Raw genomic sequence first — 17,680 nt, forward strand, 5'->3', positions numbered from 1 at the left:
ACCCATGCATCCGATTCTTCTTCAGGCCGGCAGTCTGAAGCTTTATACCTATGGTCTTTTCGTGGCCCTGGGTTTTATCACCGCCATTTGGTTTACAAAACGGAATGCAAAATTTTATGGTGTTCCGAATCAGATGGTATCCGATCTTTTTTTTACCGTTCTGATCAGCGCCCTTGCCGGCGCCCGTATCCTTTATGTACTGATTAATTTTGACGCTTACAGGGAAAACCTTCTTGATATTTTCAAAATTTGGAACGGTGGTTTGGTTTTTTTCGGTGGGTTTATCGGCGGCGCCCTTGGGGCCATCATCTTCTTACGTATCAAAAAAATGGATATCTGGAAAACCGCAGATGTTCTGTCGCCCGGCCTTGCTTTAGGGCACTCCGTGGGTCGTTTCGGTTGTCTTTTTGCCGGATGCTGTTACGGCAAATCCTGCACGTTGCCCATTGCCCTGACCTTTACAAATCCGGACAGCTTAGCTCCCCTGAATATCCCGTTACACCCCACCCAGCTGTATATGATCGCCTCAAACTTTGTTCTTTTTTTGATTCTTCTGGCCATACAGCGACGCAAACGTTTTAATGGCATGGTCTTTTTAAGCTACATCATGCTCTATTCCCTGTTCAGGTCAATTATTGAATTTTACAGGGGAGATTTCAGGGGTAACTTCTTTTTTGACTTTTTGTCACTGTCCCAGGGCATTGGGTTGCTGGTCTCCTGCATTGCTCTGATATTTATGATCATCAAACTGAGATCCCGGCATGGCAGCCGCTAAAAACCTGATCACATACCAGGCCCTTGCAGGCTCCCTTGATGCGCTGTCCAAGGACAATACGCTTAAAATCGTACTGATCTGCGGGGAGTCCTTTTTGGTGCGCAAGGCTTTGGATACCCTTGTCCCAGTATTGCTTAAAGGGGAGTCAAAGCAGTTTGGCCTTGATGTCCTGGACGGGAAAACCACACCCGTGGGTGAGATTGCCGAACAGGCAGGTACGTTTTCTTTTCTTGGAACCAGAGAAGTCATTGCGGTAAAAGATGCACCGCTTTTTTTAATAAAAGCATCCCCAGGTGAGATCAGCTACGGTGAAAAGGATCTGCAGGTTTTAGTCCGCCTTTTTGAAGGCGGCATCCCTGACAATCATGTGCTTGTGTTTACCACGGGTACGCCTGACCGCAGAAAAAAAATATACAAGCTTATCCTTGAACACGGGCTGGTGGTGGACTGCAGTGTTGCCACGGGCGCCAGAAAAGCCGATATCGAAGAACAGCAGGCTGTGCTGCGGGATATCAGCCGGCAGATGCTGTTAAAATCAGGAAAGCAAATGCCCCCGGATGCTTTTGCAGCCCTTGTGGACCAGACAGGATTTAATCCGGAGTTATTTTCAAATGCAATTGAAAAGCTTCTGACATATACCGGGGGCAGAAATCAAATATCTGTGGCCGATATCAGGGCTGTGGTGCACAAAGATAAAAAGGACCCCATATTTTCCCTGACCAATGCGGTGATGGAACGGGATGTGTCTAAAGCCCTCACTCTTTTATCGGGCTTGTTGTCCGGCGGATTTCATCCTTTACAAATTTTGAAAACCCTTGAAAATCAAGTCAGAAAACTTTTAGCTATCAAGTGCTTTACAACGGGTTTGAATACGGGCAAGGCAGGGGGGCCTGCCTTGAGAGGCATGCAGTTTAATGCATTCAAGCAGATGATTTTGCCTGCAATTATTGACTGGGATGCGAATACCTTGAAAGCCGATCAAGAAAACATCAGCCTTTTCAGGGTCGATGACGATAAAAATAAAAAAAAGTCTGCCAAACCGCCGGCCAATGATCTTTTGCTGGCCCCAAATCCTAAAAATGCATATCCTATATTTCAAAATTTTTTAAAATCTGAAAATTTTGCCCTGGAAGAACTGACCCACGCGCTGTTGGCTCTTTCCGAACTTGATTATCGTATTAAATCGTCCGGCGCTGACGCTGTTACAGGACTTGAAAATTTTGTTATGACCCTGTGCCGCAGGCCCTATTGATTTCCTAAAATTTTTAAGAAAAGGTTTGGACTGACAGGGAAAGTCTATGTTTTTTTTCTATTGAAAAACAAGACCGGTCCCATAAGTAGTCCTCACCTCAAACGTTCTATAAAAAGGCTCGTTGTGCTTTATGCTTTAAGTCTGTAATCAAGGATATTGGGAGATCTTTTAAGTAAATCAAGAAGAACCCTTGTGGAACCAGTTGGCTGTCTTTTCCCCTGCTCCCACTGCCGTATTGAAGACGGGCTTACATTTAACAATTTGGCAAAAACTGTCTGACTTACGTTCAAGGTTTCCCTGATTTCTTTTATTTGGTGCGTAGATAGCTGTACTTCAGGAATGGTAACACCCAGTGAGTTTAACTCTTTTTCAGTAAAAGAGGTTTTAAATCCTGAATTCATTATATCCTGGACAGTTTCACCGATTGCTTTTTTAATTGAATCCCTCATGTTATTCCTCCAAGTCAAACAAAACGTTTTCGGCTATTAATTTTTCAATTTGACTGGCATCCATTATCATTAAATCTGAGCTCAGCTTTTTGAAATAATGTAACTCTGCCTTGTCTATATTGGCTCTTTCATTTTTGCCAAATCCATACAGAAATATAGTTTTTTCCTCTTTTTTATATGCAATTATTGTCCTGAATCCGGAACTTTTCCCTTTCCCCTCTCGGTTTACACGCACTTTAAACAGGTTGCTACCCAAACTTGCCGCAGAGAGCCCTTTTTCTAAATTTCCAATGGCTTCAATGAGATGATGATTCTCCAAACTCATTTTCTTTGCCCATTTCTTAAACCATTTTGTGCATAATTTTTTCATAAACAACTATAACTCTTTGTGATACACTTTTCAAGTATTTGTACACAACATCTTGGTGTGAAATTATGGTGAAGACAAATTGATAGAGCCGGATATATGAAACAGCAACAGCACTCAATTACAGGGAAAGTCTGCGGTAGTCGTTCACCCCAAAAATGGACCCTGTTTTGAGGTAGTCTGCTCTATCTATGTTATGTTTAGCCGAGAAGAGAGAGGGGCTTGAATTGTTGAAGCCCAGTGCCGAAAAATTGAAACCCGTTAAAAACTGGTGTTGGTTAAAGTTGTTTTTGACTTTTCAGACACAGTGCGGTATAAAGTTTTTGAATTTAATCGACACGGAGAAACGAAAATGCCAGCACAACAACCCCAAGGGAAAATGACAGTGGCAGAGTATCTTGAGATGGAAAGGGCTTCTCTGGATATTAAGCATGAATTTTACGATGGTGAGGTCTTCGCTATGGTTGGGGCCAGCAGGCACCACAATCGGATTAATGTGAATATTGCCGGAGAATTAAGAACTCGACTCAAAAGTAAGCCCTGTGATTTGTTTTCAAATGATATGCGTGTGAAGACAGGGGTGGAGAAATATTCCTATCCCGATATTGTTCTGTATTGCGGGGATGCTGAATTTGAGGATAACAAATTCGATACCCTGACAAACCCGGTTGTCATCATCGAAATTCTTTCTGATTCAACTGAAGCCTATGATCGTGGTGATAAATTTGAACTTTATCGGAGACTCCCCACGGTGAAAGAATACATCCTTGTTTCCCAGAAGAAATATTGGATCGGGCAGTATGTTCGTCAGCAGAGTGGTCAGTGGACGTATGATTCATATGAAGGGGTAGAACAGGTTTTAAAGATCGAATCCGTGGGTTGTGAACTGCCATTGTCCGAAATCTATCTAAACATGGAGGAAGGATGGCAGAAGTAGGATATATACGGGTTTCATCTATAGATCAGAATACAGACCGGCAGCTTGGCGGCATCCCCCTGGACAAAACTTTTGTGGACAAAGCATCTGGCAAGGAGACTAACCGGCCGGCTTTTAAAACCTGCCTGGAATACTTGAGGGGAGGTGACAGACTGCACGTCCATTCTATGGACCGGTTGGCTCGGAACCTTGCGGACTTACAAAATACAGTTGAGGGCCTAACCGGCCAGGGGATCAAGGTCAAATTCCACAAGGAGGGCCTGGAGTTCACCGGGGAGGATTCCCCCATGAGCAAGTTGCTCATGCAAATGATGGAAGCCGTGGCAGAGTTTGAGCGTTCCCTGATCCGGGAACGGCAGGCCGAAGGAATCAAGAAAGCTCTGGCAAAGGGCGTGAAATTTGGCCGTAGACCCAAGCTGGATGCTACCCAGGAAAGAAAAGTGGTTGCCCTGGTCGAATCCGGCCAAGAGAAAACCGCTGTTGCCAAAAAGTTCGGCATATCCAGAGATACCGTATACCGGATCATGCGGGACCGCAAGGCTGGGAAAATCCTGGGTCCGTTTGAGGTGCAAAGCGAACTTGTTGAGGTTTGAAAATGAGCCTCGCAAAATTTAAGATCCGGAGGATCACCGACACCCATATTGTTTTGATCAATCAGGTGTGAATTTCAGAAATTAACAGATATCATGTCTGATGGCTGATTATTCGATAAATATAAAAAGACTGTATCTCTTTTCGTTTCTGAAGATGAGTCTTTTCCCCATGGCAATTATCACACTGTTCTGGAAAGATCAGATTGGTTTGAGCATTGCCCAGATTTTACTGGTACAGTCCATATATTCCGTGGCGATGGTTGTCATGGAGTACCCCTCCGGCTACCTCAGTGATCGGATTGGTTACAGGACGGCTCTTAGCCTGGCCTCGGTTCTTGGGATTTGCGGCTGGGGTCTTTATACCATCGCTGACTCTTTTCTCTCTGTTCTCGCTGCTGAAATTCTTTTACTCGATGATCCAGTTTTTAAAAATTGACATGAGACCTCGCTGGCAGTTATTATCCCCATGCTAACAGAATGCTTTGTATTTTAATGATGGGGCGGATTGATAATTCCCCCAAGAATTTAGATTCATGTGCTTTTGAGAATCGTTTGCCTTTACAAAATGCTCTTTTAAAAATACCGAGATCTGCTTGAAATGGGATTCTGGGTCATCACTATGAATGATTTGTTCGACAAAGGATAAGATGCAGTCAACTTTGACGGTGTCACATAGGCTGCCAACAGTTCTTGCGTGCAGTTTGTTATTTATCGAGGCCACCTGGTCAGGATGAAGCAGGAGACAATGATCAACCAACAGACTCAGGGTCAAACTTCTGTAAGACCCGTCTTCATCAGGTTGTTTGGTCAAATTTCCCCAGCCTTCATTCGTCTTATGGTCTTGAATAAAAACCTCTACTAACCATCTGAGTGTAAATGCGTCTATGATATCAGGATATCGCCAGGTCAGATCCGAAGCGGCAAGATACCGATAGTCCTTTTCTCCAATGTATTTTATTGCAATGACAAATCTTTTTTTCTTATGAGCACACACATGTATTCTGGCACTTTTAATGAGTACAACAACCTCTTTACCTCCACGTACATGTATGGTCTTTTGAATTGGTTGAATATTTTTAAAATATGTTTCAACTGATTTTTTATCGCTCTTGAGTAAAATATTTTGATTGTACCTTATTTGGCTGATAACTTGGGCGTTTCCTGCAATTTTAGACGCTTCATCCATGAACTCAGCATTCCCATATAAGGCATCTGCAACAATCGCTTCTATTTTTATTTCCGGGTGTTTCTCTACAAATATTTTTAAAAGAGCCTTGGCAATCATTGGAATGGTAGGATATTCTTCTGAGCGCACCGGTTTTTTTGGGCGTTCTGATTTTGGTACGCCAGCCTTTTTTAATCTTTTATCCTCCTTGGTCCATTCGCTGATTTTTGGATCAGGAATATGAAAGGCGTAGCCAATTGGAAAGCTGAGTTTTGGTGTTATCAACACCAAAAATACTAAGCCTTGCCCCATGCAAAAACCACCCGTTGATTTGTCTTTTATTTTGTGGACTCCAAAAATTTTTGTTGTGCATTTACTACGCTTTTTATCGGAATCATCAATACTGACAACACCTTTGGTAATGCCATATACTTTGAAAATAATTTTAAGGCTGAGATGAAACAGATGCTCCCAAGCAATTTTAGAATGGCGAAACATCCAGGAAAGAGCTGTAGTTTTATACAATCCCACACTGATACGTGAAAAAGCAGCCCAATTGATGCTGCTGGTCAAGATGATTCCAGTGATGCAGAAACCCAGCCAGAATTTTTGTGATTTGCTTAAGGTCATTCCTGGGGATGACTGTGTTAATTCAGTATTCAGTGAATCAGTATACTTTTCAACAAACGGCAACAGCTTATTTATTAACACATCCGCCTCATTCCTTATTTTCATAAATGAGGTGTTATACTGCAATTGAACTATTGTATTCAAATAACATTTATTTTACTCTGCTCATTGAAGGCTGGCCAACCGATGAGTGAGATATCAGTTTGGAAAATTGGTATTATAGCATCGACTTGACCAGCCTTTTCATTTTTCAATACTGATTACCTGTTCTTCCCTCAAAAAAACTGGATCATCGAGTTTTAGGGATCTCATTTGCGTTTATCAGTGGCTCGGACAGTGCGCTACTCTTTGAAACCTTAAAAGGAAGCAGCGAAGAAGTGTATTACGCCAGGCATGAAGGACGGATGAAAGGTTTTGGCCAAATCGGCGAAGCCTGTGGCGCCATTTTTTCCGGGCTGCTGTATACAACAGCCCCCCTGCTTCCATTCTTTATCCAGATAGCTGTCTGGGTTCTTGCATTGCTCTTGACAAGGACGTTCACTGAGCCGGATCGACAAACGTCTGTGCCGAAAAGTCATATCGTTGAGGCATTGCAGTCGACCCGGTACGCTCTGGTGGAAAACCGCCGTTTGCGATACACGCTTATCTTAAATATTATCCTTGGCCTGGCCTCGTTTTATCCCGTTTGGCTTGTCCAACCCTATATGCAGGATGGTGGAGTGCCCGTTGAATGGTTTGGGCCGATCTGGGCTGTTGCCAATTTGAGTGTGACACTTGCAGCACTTGCCAGTCACCGAACCCATTTGCGGCTTGGTGACAAGTCTATTATTTTGCTCTTTGTGTTGCTGAGTCTGGGGGGGTATCTCGGTCTTGGGTTGGTAGGTGGTGTCTGGGGATTTTTGTACTACTACCTGCTCACCTGTATGCGGGGGCTACGTGGCCCCATGATGCTCAACTACGCCCAGAGAGAGATCTCTTCGAGCAACAGGGCCGGGATTCTCTCCTTGCAGTCCCTGCTGTTTCGCCTTGGCTTTGTCTGCACGGGGCCGCTTGTTGGAAAGCTTGCAGACCGGGTAGGAGTGCAGCTGACGTTTTTGTTTCTCTGCGGGGCCTTTGCGCTGGCGCTACCACCGGTCGCATGGCTCTTTGTTCGCTGTCTTGCCTCGGAACGAGGTTCCCGATAGCAGTTCTATCGGAGGCATTTACTGTAAGTACTTCTACAGCGCGGCAGCTTCTTCTTCCTCTTTTTTTCAAGGTACCGGTCAAAAACATATTGTGGTTGAATCCCGTCCTTGAAAAGATCCGGAGTTACAGGGATAGTCTGGGGTGTTTATCAGCCTAAAACAATGATGCCATCCTGGAAGTAGTCCTCGCTATCTGTTGGTTCTGAATCCTGAGCCTTTCTTTTGGAAGTAGCCACCGCATTTGAATTTTTGCTCGTCACTGATGATACCATTTATAGTCGCTTAGTAATTCGAGAGAAAGCAGAGATTATTTATTGAAAATGACGTGTTGCTATGATTTTTATATATTGGTACTTTATATATTGGTACTTTATAGAGTGGAATTTGGAAGGATGGCTTATGATGATGTTTCTGGTTCATATAATGTAATCTGAGTATGCAGTTTGATAAGATTTTATTTACAGTATTTAGTGCGCTACAATAAAAAAAAGGCAGAGCCAACTTAATTGACCCTGCCCATGGTTTCAAACTAAATTATTGTTTTACCTTACACCGTCTGTCGAGACCAGATCTTCAGTCTTTACCTGATCTTTTTTCAGGGGAATACTCGGTATATGAAAACACCCTTCGTTCATTCCCACAACGCCTGCCATCATTATCCCGTAATACGGTATTTGTTTTCATGACATTTGTTTCTATGTAAGCTTATTTCTGACGTTTCTTTCTGTTTACTCCAGCAAGACCGAGAATACCAAGGCCAAAGAGGAACATTGTGGCCGGTTCTGGGACTGCATCTGTGTATGTGAAATCGTCCATCAACCAATAAGAGCCACTTCCTGTATTGCTTAATCCGAGATTAATGTAGTTGTAATCAACAGCGTCAGCAGCAAATACTAGGGTGTCAACATTCATGATATTTGCATCAAGCCAGCTGAATCCGCCAATTGTAGGATTTACAGTAACCGAGCCGACTATATTGCCATCAAGTAAGCCTGTGATTTCTAGTTCCGAGGCAGCATACCAAGCCGTAGTATCCTTGTAGGTGTTGCCACCAATCATTGCGCCAATAAAATTAAAGGGGTTATCTCGTGATACAGTGACTATATCAAATGGATTATTTGAATCATTATTACTGTAAGCGGCGATTTCTAATGAAGGGAAATCATAGGTGTTACTGTATGTTGTTTGATTATAGTCATTATTCATTAATGCAAAATCAAATAGGAAACCGTCACTGACAAATCCCGTTGGAGTAGGACCCCAATAAGTGCCTTCAGTGAGGAGACTGCCAAGATCATCAAAATCTATGACTGTAGCCTGTGCAATTCCACCGAAACATAACATTAACAAACCAGCCATAAGGCTGCCTAACATTTTTTTCATTTTTCAATTCTCCTATCATTATCAATTATCACAACCCGGATGTCATCTCTTGACCCGTGGCTTTCCGTTCCTACTTCACAACAGGTTTGGCTTTTATATATTCTCCACATTAAAAAGCATAAATCGCACCACTATCGCAATTGGTTGAAGACCCTTGTTAAATGGGATAGTATGAAAAAAATAGTGTACATCTATATAGAACAATGTTTTCTTAATATTACATTAATTTCACAATAGTAGTAAATAATGTAATAAGTGAAACAACCGTAATACCAACACATCTATACCAAATCACTTTCCTGTCCATTTCTATAAAAACTTTTTCAAGCTTCTGAAACCTTTCAACCTTTATTGTGAAATTCAAATATATGGGAAAAGACATCACCAAAATAGTCAAAATACCATTACATTTTATTGGAGATAAAAAAGCATCATTGGAGAATGCATAATCAGGTAGTAAAAAGGTGTTTAATTTGTCTATCATGTGTCGCCAATAGGCTTGTCAATAAAGGCCGTCACTTCCTTATCTAATGCTCAGGTCACTCACAATTCGGAGGGCGAGCTTTACCCTCTCATTGCACAAATAAAGTAGGAAATTAGCAAAGAAAATACTTGAGGAGGCCTATGAATAAAGGTTATAATGAGTTTTCGAGACAAAAAACAACCTTCTTCAGGAGGCCACCCCAAGTGAAGTCCAGTAAAGCACAAATTATTACTAAATTCCATAAAATTCCTGACATTAAATTCGAAGATCAGCAACTCACTTCCTTTTCAGGTTTGTTGATTTTTCAACTATTCTTTAAACGGATAGAATTGAAGGACAAACTCCAAAAATGCTTTTCTAATTTGAAACTATCCCCCATTTTCGGTCATCATTTGGTTGTGATGCTGCTTATTATTCACCTGATCTTGGGTTTTAGGAGATTGCGGGAAATTGATTATTACCGGGATGACCCTCTTGTTCTCCGCTTAATGGGATTGAAAAAGCTTCCTGATGTTTCAACAATTTCAAGAAGTCTATCCCAGATGGACACTCAAAGCATTGGAAACCTTCGTCGGCTGTCCAGGTCATTTGTGATGAACGTCAATTATAATTCCCGAGAGGGGCGCATTGAATCGCACAAAATGTAACCGCACTGTATCTATTGCCTCACGAATAATGTTACCCAAAACAGATTATAAAAATATGTGGAGGGTAGATTGTGAGGTCACTAATGAGTTTTCAAGCAAAAAGAGAATTGTTGGCAAATGTTGCTCCCCGATATAGGGAAGAAAATAAGAAGCACAAATCAGTTATTTTGAACGAATTCATTTTAGCAACTGGATACTCGCGTAAATATGCAATCCGGTTACTGTCTTTAAAAGAGTTACCGGTTGTGAGAAGAATTAAAAAGCCACGGCCAAGAATTTATAACAGTGACGTTCAAGAAGCATTGAAAATTGCCTGGGCGGCTTCAAACTATATCGCCTCAAAAAGGCTTGCCCCGTTTTTGAAGGATCTGGTGCCGACTTTGGAACGTTACGGACACCTTGAACTTAACGACGAAACCCGTTCTCAACTTATTTCAATAAGCCCCGCAACGATTGACCGAATTTTAAAACCAATAAGAAACAATGGCCTGAATATGAGTACAACCAAACCCGGAAAACTTCTTAAACATCAGATTCCGATAAGAACATTTACTGATTGGGAGGAAGATGAGCCTGGTTTTTTTGAGGCTGACCTGGTAGCACATTGTGGCTGGAGCATGGAAGGAGAATTTCTTTATACATTGGTTTTGACAGATATCGCCACAGGTTGGGTCGAGTGTATTGCTCTACCATACCGCAGTGGTTCTGCTGTTATTCATGCTTTGGATAAAGCCCAGGAATTGATACCTTTTCCAATATTAGGGATTGATACTGATAACGGAACTGAGTTCATCAATACTGAATTGATCCGTTATTGCGAAAAAGAAAAGATAACTTTTACCAGGGGAAGAGCATATAAGAAAAACGATCAGTGTTATGTTGAGCAGAAAAACGGAATAGTTGTAAGGCAGATAGTCGGGTACGATCGTTTTGAAGGTCACCATGCTTATATGCAACTCTCTGAGTTATATCGGGCAGTACGCCTTTATGTGAATTTCTTCCAACCTTCAATGAAGCTGAAAAAAAAATGGCGAGATAACAGCAAAATAAAGAAAACATATGATGCTGCACAAACCCCATTTCAAAGGTTGAAACAAGCCGTCCAGATCCAAAAGGAAACAAATGAAAAGCTGGAATTGGTAAACTATTCTTTGGATCCGGTTCTTCTGTTAAAGCAAATTCAGTTTTTACAGGATGCGCTGTGGAAACATGTAACTTTGGCGAAACAACCTTCCTCCGGTAAAAATGAAGATAGGCAGCCTCTATACGGTTTTAAATTACCATTAACTACGGAAGAGCCTACTGAAAAAAACAATGACAATTTGATTTTAGAACCTGGCATTATAAAAAGGAGGCAGTATAGGAAAACGGAAAAACCGCGTGCCAAGCACTGGTGGCGAACCAGGAAGGATCCTTTTGAAGATGCTTGGGATGAGGTCTGTTCATGGTTGGAGAATGATCCTGAAAAGACCGCCAAATCAATGCTTTCAAAACTTCAGGAAAAATATCCAGGACAATACACAAAGGGGCAGCTGAGGACTTTACAGCGGCGGGTCAAAGCCTGGAGGGAAAAAGCCATTATTACATATGATGATAATCTTTTAAAACGTAATCCTTTGGCTGAAGATACCAGAATCGGGGACCTCAAAGCTATAACAGTGGATACCCAAAAAATGGAAAAGGGAAAGCTTACTGTATAATAACGGTACGTTTGGAACTATATAAACAATGTCAGTGCTATGGTGCTAAAATAATGAAAAAAAAAGATGATGATATTCATCCTGTACCATCAGAAAGCATCATCGTAACACATGACAGGGCCGGCTTAGTGGAAAATCCCCTTTAATATCAAAGGGATGATAAACTGTCATTTTTTATGCAAAAATCACCTATTTTTTTTGTAAAGCGTATTACAGTTATCTAAAGCGCTGAATTGGCGACACTCTTGAAGCATTTATATTAAAAAGGAGAGGATATGCGTGGCGGATATAGAGGAAAACTAAAACCGAAGTTGCCGGCACATCTAAAGCGAGTTCGCGTGAACGCTCGAATTCAGCAGTAGATGCTTGATGAGCTCAAAAGAAGAGGTGAGGTTGGGATAGTTTTGGAATCTATATTGATTGAAGCCGGTTTTAAGTATCAACCAGAAAAATGAAGAAAGACTGATACCCTTGGCAGCCCTACGGAATATTTGTTTCGCACTATGGTGCGACCCCTTCAGGGGGACCCTACCGGGGGTTTCAGATTTAGAATCTGAAAGCAACTGGACTCCGCTGCGCTCCGGATTAGGCCCAGGTCAAAACAGAAAGGCTTGGTTTAATATGCTTTTTACCTTCAAATACCAGCCCCTTTTTTAAGGGAGCACTACACGAGTCAATGTTTTTTTCGGTTTCCAAAAATCTTTTTCCCTTGGCCGCTTACAAATGCCATGGTTTAACCAAAATCATACTTCACCGAAAAAAGCCCTGGAAGGAAAAAAAGATTTTCGGACCCTCCGAAAAAAACATTGACTCGCTCCGCTTATCCCTTTTTAGGGGCGTGGGATTTGAAGGAAAAAAGCTGCTGAAACACGAGATAGCGGGATAGAAATCAAAATAGCAAGGGTAATCTGGCAAGAAAGAAGGTCGTTATCATCAAATTTGACAAAGGATTATAGAAAAATGTAACTTAAAAAAAGTCAAAATCGGTCTTGACATTGGGTCCACTTCATATCAACCTGAAAATACAAAAAGGCAACGTAATAAAAAAGTTTGATTTTAATACAGAAGTCAGTATGTTAAAAATTGAATAATAACCCAGAAATAATACCCTCTTGTCGGTAACATTATTCGTGAGGCAACAAATCAGGTATGGTATGATTTATTCATGAGGCAATACGGGGGAAAAAATAATTGTCGTTGATCACCGGGAAATTAAACAGGGGGGAGTGATCCTGCGGTCCCCCCTGTTTAATTCCCTAGTGGCTCAGTTTTAAATGACCATTTTTGGCTCAATTTAACATGACCATCGACAGCCTTCTTGTTATGCACCTGCTTAATTGTGTTTTCATAAGTGGGAAAGCCAACTTTTGTTCTACCTGTTCTTATCGGAACCTTTTAGGGGCAGATTGTGTGTGGGGGGGGGGGCCAGGAAATTTTTGTTCAAGTTGACTTCATAATATTGGGTGCCGCCCCCTCCTATCGTGTGTGTGGCTGAGGTTTCCCAAAGCCCATACAAGCACCGAAGTGCTTGCAGAAACCTACGGAGGTCGGCGGCATAAATTAATTGTAAGGGAAAATATACTCTTTCTTTTTTAAGCTATTTTTTAAATATTTTGGATCTCTCCAACTGACAATAAAGTCTTTATTAAGCACTATTTGACTTTGCTTATTTACATTAAACTCGACCTGATTTTGCTTATTATCAAAGGTTATTTTTTTAACTTCTTCTATCATTTTTTTTCTTACTGGCGCATCGATATATGGGCAAGCCAGATAATCAAAATAGAACATAAAATATTCAGAAGATATAAACATATCAATGCTGTTCAGCAAATGGTTCTCAGCTGAATTAATCAGCTCACCACGTAGTTGCTGATATTCTGGCTTGTTCTCTATATAGAGCATGAATGTTATCCAGCGAAAATAGAAATCATTAGTCTCTGAATTTTTTTCTAAGCTACCAAAATACTTTTTTAATTTATTTTCCGGTAACTTATACTTTGAAGGAAGCATTGTTAAAATAATTAAGAGATTTAATGTCTCAAGCCCAATCATATCATCCGCATGATTAATAAATATATTGATTGATTGTTTAACATGATCAAAAATTTTTTTGTGAAGTATTTCTTTATGGCTTTCCTGCCAATTCGCAGTTTTTTCAAGCAGATCATGAATTAACCGTGCCAATCGATCCGTTGGTCTTATCCGTATATCCATTGCATGCACAAAAAACAGCACATCCAAATCAACTAACAGCCAATTTAAATGAAATTCATCCTTATGCTCAACTTCAGATATTTTTGACAAATAGGAGAGCATTCTTTTTGCGATTGCACTAAATAGATAATTAGAAATTGAATGGTATTCAACCTTGTAATTGGCCAGAGCCATTTTGATTTTTGTTATTGTCTTGTTAGCGCTATAACTTGGCTTTTTTAATTGAATAATGGATTCTAAATCTGTGTCTTTCTTCTTATAACGCGAATTATAATATTCACCAACAGCATGGCTTAATGCGTGTTTCGCTAAAGATATATCAGTTGCAAATGGCCTATGGGCTATTGTTGTTTTAGCCTCATTCAAGTACATTTTATATTCCAACAGGCTTGATTCTAATGCTTTTATAAAAGCCGATTTAACATTTTCAGAACGAAAGAAAACAAAAAAGTCATCAACATAGCGTCTAAAGTCATAATCTTTCGAAATTTGATATTTATTTAGCGTCATTTTATCAACTAAATTTAAATCAATTTTTTGCAAAATAATTTCCGCAAAAATCCGACTTACTTCAGGGCCTATGATTATTCCGTTCGTTTCACGATAATTTGAGAGCTGCATTAAATTATCGAATTCTCCGTCAAAATTCCCATGAGCCTTTGGGTTTACTTTGGCTAAACGCTTATTTTTTACCGCCCAACCAATTGAATGTGTATAAATACTGGGAAAGCATTTAGACACATCAACCTGGAGCATGCTATGAAACTGTTTTTCAAGCTTATGATACTCATAAGATTCGAAAAAACGATATAGAAAAGGATATTTTTTGTATTTAAAATAAGAGGTTGAAACAATCCTTTCTTCGTCTACATTCTCAACGCCGCCAGTGAGTTTTGAGCCTTCTTGAGTTTTACCATAGAACTTAGTTGATTTTCTGTAAGGGTGTCTTAAGGAATGTTTTGATTTTGTACAGTAATATTTTATCAACTCATCGTATTTATGATAAAAATCACAAACTTTTAACTGAGCCGCCGGATGCATGATTGATATTGCACGTGGTGATTTGTCCCCTCCTCGACTTACAGAGTATTCCAAAGGGATATATACGCCAGTGCCACTTTCAAAAGCTAAACCCGAAATATTCCTGTACGCATTAGCATGCGCTGGCGTACTGAACCTCTGATACATTGTGAAATTTGAGAACCATAACGGCAACTCATAGGGAAGAACATCCGTTAGTAACGTTCTTAATTTGTCATTGGTATTTACTTTAATGATGTCAGGCATTTTTCCATACTTGCATTATTTGAGCTGCTTTTTTCTTGGTAAACTTCCCAACATTTCGTTTTTTTGCATTTCCGTATATTGATATTTTTTTAATTTTATTTTGTTCTTGTTGACTCAACCCGTACCGAGGATTGGACAATTGTTGACAGAGAAACCCATCAAGAGCCTTTAAACATTCAAATCCATCAGTCACATACTGGTAGTTGTGAGCAAGCCCAGCTAACAAATGGCCGTTCTTTCCTTTTCGTACACGTTTCAACATACAAAGGTATTCAAGTCTTCTTTTCAAAAGGGCGATGTTTTTTTGCTTTTTATGATTGCTAAAACTGATTGCTATTCTGGATTTAAGTTTATTTAACTTTGGTTGAGAAATTTTTAAAGATACTTCGTTTGGCTTATTCTTTTTCTGTTTGACCTTAATTGAATAACCCAAGTAATCAAACTCTGCTGACTGTGAAGAACCACTATAATACTTATCCGTATTATTGTTGAGATTCAGACCCCTTTCATTCAGGAAAGCTGAAATATCAGTTTGTACGTTACGTTCCATACCTGCTGGTGTTAAAACAATGATATCATCAACATATCGTGCGTTATATATCACGTCAGGATGAGAGGCTACCTTTTTATCTAACGCTTCTAAATAAAGCTCTGCAAGTGTAGAGCTTATTGATAATCCTCTTGGTAAACCATGCATGGCATGATTAATCCGAAGGTCTCTATGGATACTGAAGTTTCCTGAAAATTAGAATCGGTTTGAGAAAGCCTCAAGATGCAGTTGGCATGGAAATTGAGTTTCATTTTTCATGCCAAACTTAAACGGTTTGTTGAAATAACATACTGAATTTATTTAAAATAAGCGATAAATAGATCTTGGAAGGTAGGCGCTCCTATGGTATATTTTAATTGGCTAATTAATTGAAATTATACCAAAAAAGGAGCGACCTACCATGTTTATATTACGTGATTTGCTATTACCTCTGCAAGCTGTATTTTCTAATACTGTTCAGGGACAGAAACGGAAGGTCTGGTTTGTATACACGCTATTGGCTGTGTTGGTTCCATTTACATCATCAATCACCTCTAACCTGTTACGTGCCCTGCAAACTCTATTTGGTTTAAAGCTGAAAAGTCAGCGCTTTTATGCCTTCATGGCAAGCCCAACATTACCATGGAAAGGACTATGGCATACGATGTGGGGAATGATTCCGTCACCAGCTGTAAAAGAACGAATTCTGCTAGTACTGGATGATTCCATAAACCCAAAGAGTGGAAAAAAAATTTTTGGTTGCGCATATTTTCACAACCATGCCTCAAAGTCTAACCAAAGTTCGTATCCATGGTCACAGTGTATTCTGGCAGTAGGATTATTGAAAAAAATAAAATCCAGATGGGCCTGCCTGCCTCTTGATTTTCGATTTTATATGATGAAAAAGGACATTGAGGCAGAATCTGCGACTGCCACACGGAAAGGAGAGGTTCTTCATTTTGAAGACAAAATGGCACAGGCGGCCACAATGATAACGGATATTCGAAATTACTATAAGCAACCGGTGTTGATTGTGACAGATAGCTGGTTTGGCAACAATGGCCTCTGGTCCAGGTTGGATCGTAGAAATGAAGGCTCTTTCCACCTGCTTTCTCGTATGCGAACAAATATTATTCTGTATGATTTTGCACCTGTCGCTACAGGAACACCTAAGGCTGGCCGTCCACGAAAGTATGGCCTACGTTTGGGTTCTGTGGATGATTGTGCAGGGAGGTTGAAGGAGAACTCCCAGAGTTATAGGGTTTTTCTCTACGGCAAAAAAAGGGAAGTGCTGGCGTATTCACAAACCGTTATGCTGAAGACGATGAAGTGTAGGGTGCGGGTTGTCTGGGTTTATCGAAAAACACGGTACGTTGCCCTCATGACCACAGATATGAGGCTTTCGGTTGAGCAAATTATAGAATATTATGGCGCGCGCTGGAAAATTGAATCAGGATTTAAAGAAATTAAGCAGGAGATTGGCAGTTCAAAATCACAAGTTCGGAATTCGGAAGCCGTACTGAATCACCTTAACTTCTGCATGATGTCCACAACGCTGACATGGATCTATGCTGACCGGTTGGAAAATGCACCCGATCGAAGATATAAAATTCGGGGACGAGCCGGATTTGCATTTTCTGATGTGCGGCGGATAATTGCGGAGGCGGCATTGAGTTCTGATTTTTATAGTGTTTGCCCTGTGCCAGCGCAAACCCCACAAAAATCTTTCGTCAAAATCCTGCTACGCATGGTTGCATAGCAAAAAACTCGATAAATTTACAGGAAACTTTAGTATGGATATTGTTAAGTAACTTAATACATTGAGGGGCGAGTATTAGATCTTCCTCAACTTTTTTGATGAGATTTTTAAACAGTATGGTTTCATAACAATCTTTAATATCCAATCGAATGATGAGATTCAAATAATGTAACGGTATTATGGATTTAAGATTCTAACAAAAATGTCAAATTTGTTTTTGATTTAAACTTGTTGTAGCGAAACACCAATAAAAGCAGAGTTACAAAATAATGTAACGGCGTAAGAAAAATTCAATAATGATCTGTGGTTTGGCGTTTTTCAA

15 protein-coding genes and 1 riboswitch are annotated in these 17,680 nt (G+C 40.4%); of the genes, 9 read left to right on the plus strand and 6 right to left on the minus strand.

What is annotated here, in order from left to right; all coding sequences use genetic code 11:
* The first annotated feature begins 4 nt into the window (after positions 1 to 4).
* Positions 5 to 775: a prolipoprotein diacylglyceryl transferase gene (gene lgt, locus EYB58_RS16945; RefSeq protein WP_111960041.1), complete on the plus strand. Its 771-nt coding sequence runs from the start codon at positions 5 to 7 to the stop codon at positions 773 to 775.
* On the plus strand, positions 762 to 2,027 hold the full coding sequence (gene holA, locus EYB58_RS16950; RefSeq protein WP_111960039.1) for a DNA polymerase III subunit delta: 1,266 nt from the start codon (positions 762 to 764) through the stop codon (positions 2,025 to 2,027). The genes lgt and holA overlap by 14 nt, the downstream gene beginning before the upstream one ends.
* Positions 2,028 to 2,155: 128 nt before the next feature.
* Here holA and EYB58_RS16955 read toward each other — a convergent pair whose 3' ends face one another.
* A complete protein-coding gene (locus tag EYB58_RS16955) occupies positions 2,156 to 2,476 on the minus strand; it encodes a helix-turn-helix domain-containing protein (RefSeq protein ID WP_111960037.1) in 321 nt (106 codons plus the stop codon).
* A gap of 1 nt (position 2,477) precedes the next feature.
* On the minus strand, positions 2,478 to 2,846 hold the full coding sequence (locus EYB58_RS16960) for a type II toxin-antitoxin system RelE/ParE family toxin (protein WP_111960035.1): 369 nt from the start codon (positions 2,844 to 2,846) through the stop codon (positions 2,478 to 2,480).
* 349 nt (positions 2,847 to 3,195) lie between these two features.
* On the opposite strand from EYB58_RS16960, the gene EYB58_RS16965 reads away from it, so the two are divergent.
* From EYB58_RS16965 to EYB58_RS16975, 3 genes are all read left to right on the plus strand, one after another.
* Entirely contained in the window at positions 3,196 to 3,780 is a 585-nt protein-coding gene (locus tag EYB58_RS16965; protein WP_111960034.1) for a Uma2 family endonuclease, read from the plus strand.
* On the plus strand, positions 3,768 to 4,373 hold the full coding sequence (locus EYB58_RS16970) for a recombinase family protein (RefSeq protein ID WP_111960032.1): 606 nt from the start codon (positions 3,768 to 3,770) through the stop codon (positions 4,371 to 4,373). The genes EYB58_RS16965 and EYB58_RS16970 overlap by 13 nt, the downstream gene beginning before the upstream one ends.
* 100 nt (positions 4,374 to 4,473) lie before the next feature.
* The gene (locus tag EYB58_RS16975; protein ID WP_278186250.1) at positions 4,474 to 4,809 is read left to right on the plus strand and encodes an MFS transporter; all 336 of its coding nucleotides are present in this window, start codon (positions 4,474 to 4,476) and stop codon (positions 4,807 to 4,809) included.
* A 33-nt stretch (positions 4,810 to 4,842) separates the two neighbouring features.
* On the opposite strand, the gene EYB58_RS16980 is transcribed toward EYB58_RS16975, so the two are convergent.
* Entirely contained in the window at positions 4,843 to 6,273 is a 1,431-nt protein-coding gene (locus EYB58_RS16980) for a transposase (RefSeq protein WP_170299865.1), read from the minus strand.
* Positions 6,274 to 6,572: 299 nt separating this feature from the next.
* Between EYB58_RS16980 and EYB58_RS16985 the strand changes: the two genes are divergently transcribed.
* Positions 6,573 to 7,352 carry an MFS transporter gene (locus EYB58_RS16985; RefSeq protein ID WP_242637409.1) on the plus strand — a complete coding sequence of 260 codons (780 nt, stop codon included), beginning with the start codon at positions 6,573 to 6,575 and terminating at the stop codon, positions 7,350 to 7,352.
* 705 nt (positions 7,353 to 8,057) lie between these two features.
* Here the strand turns inward: EYB58_RS16985 and EYB58_RS16990 are convergent.
* The gene (locus EYB58_RS16990; RefSeq protein WP_111960797.1) at positions 8,058 to 8,735 is read right to left on the minus strand and encodes a PEP-CTERM sorting domain-containing protein; all 678 of its coding nucleotides are present in this window, start codon (positions 8,733 to 8,735) and stop codon (positions 8,058 to 8,060) included.
* A gap of 26 nt (positions 8,736 to 8,761) precedes the next feature.
* Positions 8,762 to 8,836: riboswitch (cyclic di-GMP riboswitch) on the minus strand.
* A gap of 523 nt (positions 8,837 to 9,359) precedes the next feature.
* Between EYB58_RS16990 and EYB58_RS16995 the strand changes: the two genes are divergently transcribed.
* Both EYB58_RS16995 and EYB58_RS17000 read left to right on the plus strand, forming a co-directional pair.
* Positions 9,360 to 9,866: a transposase gene (locus tag EYB58_RS16995; protein ID WP_131072100.1), complete on the plus strand. Its 507-nt coding sequence runs from the start codon at positions 9,360 to 9,362 to the stop codon at positions 9,864 to 9,866.
* An 83-nt stretch (positions 9,867 to 9,949) separates the two neighbouring features.
* Positions 9,950 to 11,566, plus strand: coding sequence for an integrase catalytic domain-containing protein (locus tag EYB58_RS17000; RefSeq protein WP_111960835.1), 1,617 nt, complete (start codon positions 9,950 to 9,952; stop codon positions 11,564 to 11,566).
* Positions 11,567 to 13,126: 1,560 nt separating this feature from the next.
* On the opposite strand, the gene drt3b is transcribed toward EYB58_RS17000, so the two are convergent.
* Positions 13,127 to 15,070 carry an antiviral reverse transcriptase Drt3b gene (drt3b, locus tag EYB58_RS17010; RefSeq protein WP_111960789.1) on the minus strand — a complete coding sequence of 648 codons (1,944 nt, stop codon included), beginning with the start codon at positions 15,068 to 15,070 and terminating at the stop codon, positions 13,127 to 13,129.
* Entirely contained in the window at positions 15,063 to 15,767 is a 705-nt protein-coding gene (drt3a, locus tag EYB58_RS17015) for an antiviral reverse transcriptase Drt3a (RefSeq protein ID WP_111960787.1), read from the minus strand. The genes drt3b and drt3a overlap by 8 nt, the downstream gene beginning before the upstream one ends.
* A gap of 253 nt (positions 15,768 to 16,020) precedes the next feature.
* Here drt3a and EYB58_RS17020 point away from each other — a divergent pair, with 253 nt between their 5' ends.
* Positions 16,021 to 17,358: an IS701 family transposase gene (locus tag EYB58_RS17020; RefSeq protein ID WP_111960851.1), complete on the plus strand. Its 1,338-nt coding sequence runs from the start codon at positions 16,021 to 16,023 to the stop codon at positions 17,356 to 17,358.
* Positions 17,359 to 17,680: the final 322 nt, after the last annotated feature.

The organism is Desulfobacter hydrogenophilus, from assembly GCF_004319545.1.
Taxonomy (GTDB): Bacteria; Desulfobacterota; Desulfobacteria; order Desulfobacterales; family Desulfobacteraceae; genus Desulfobacter; species Desulfobacter hydrogenophilus.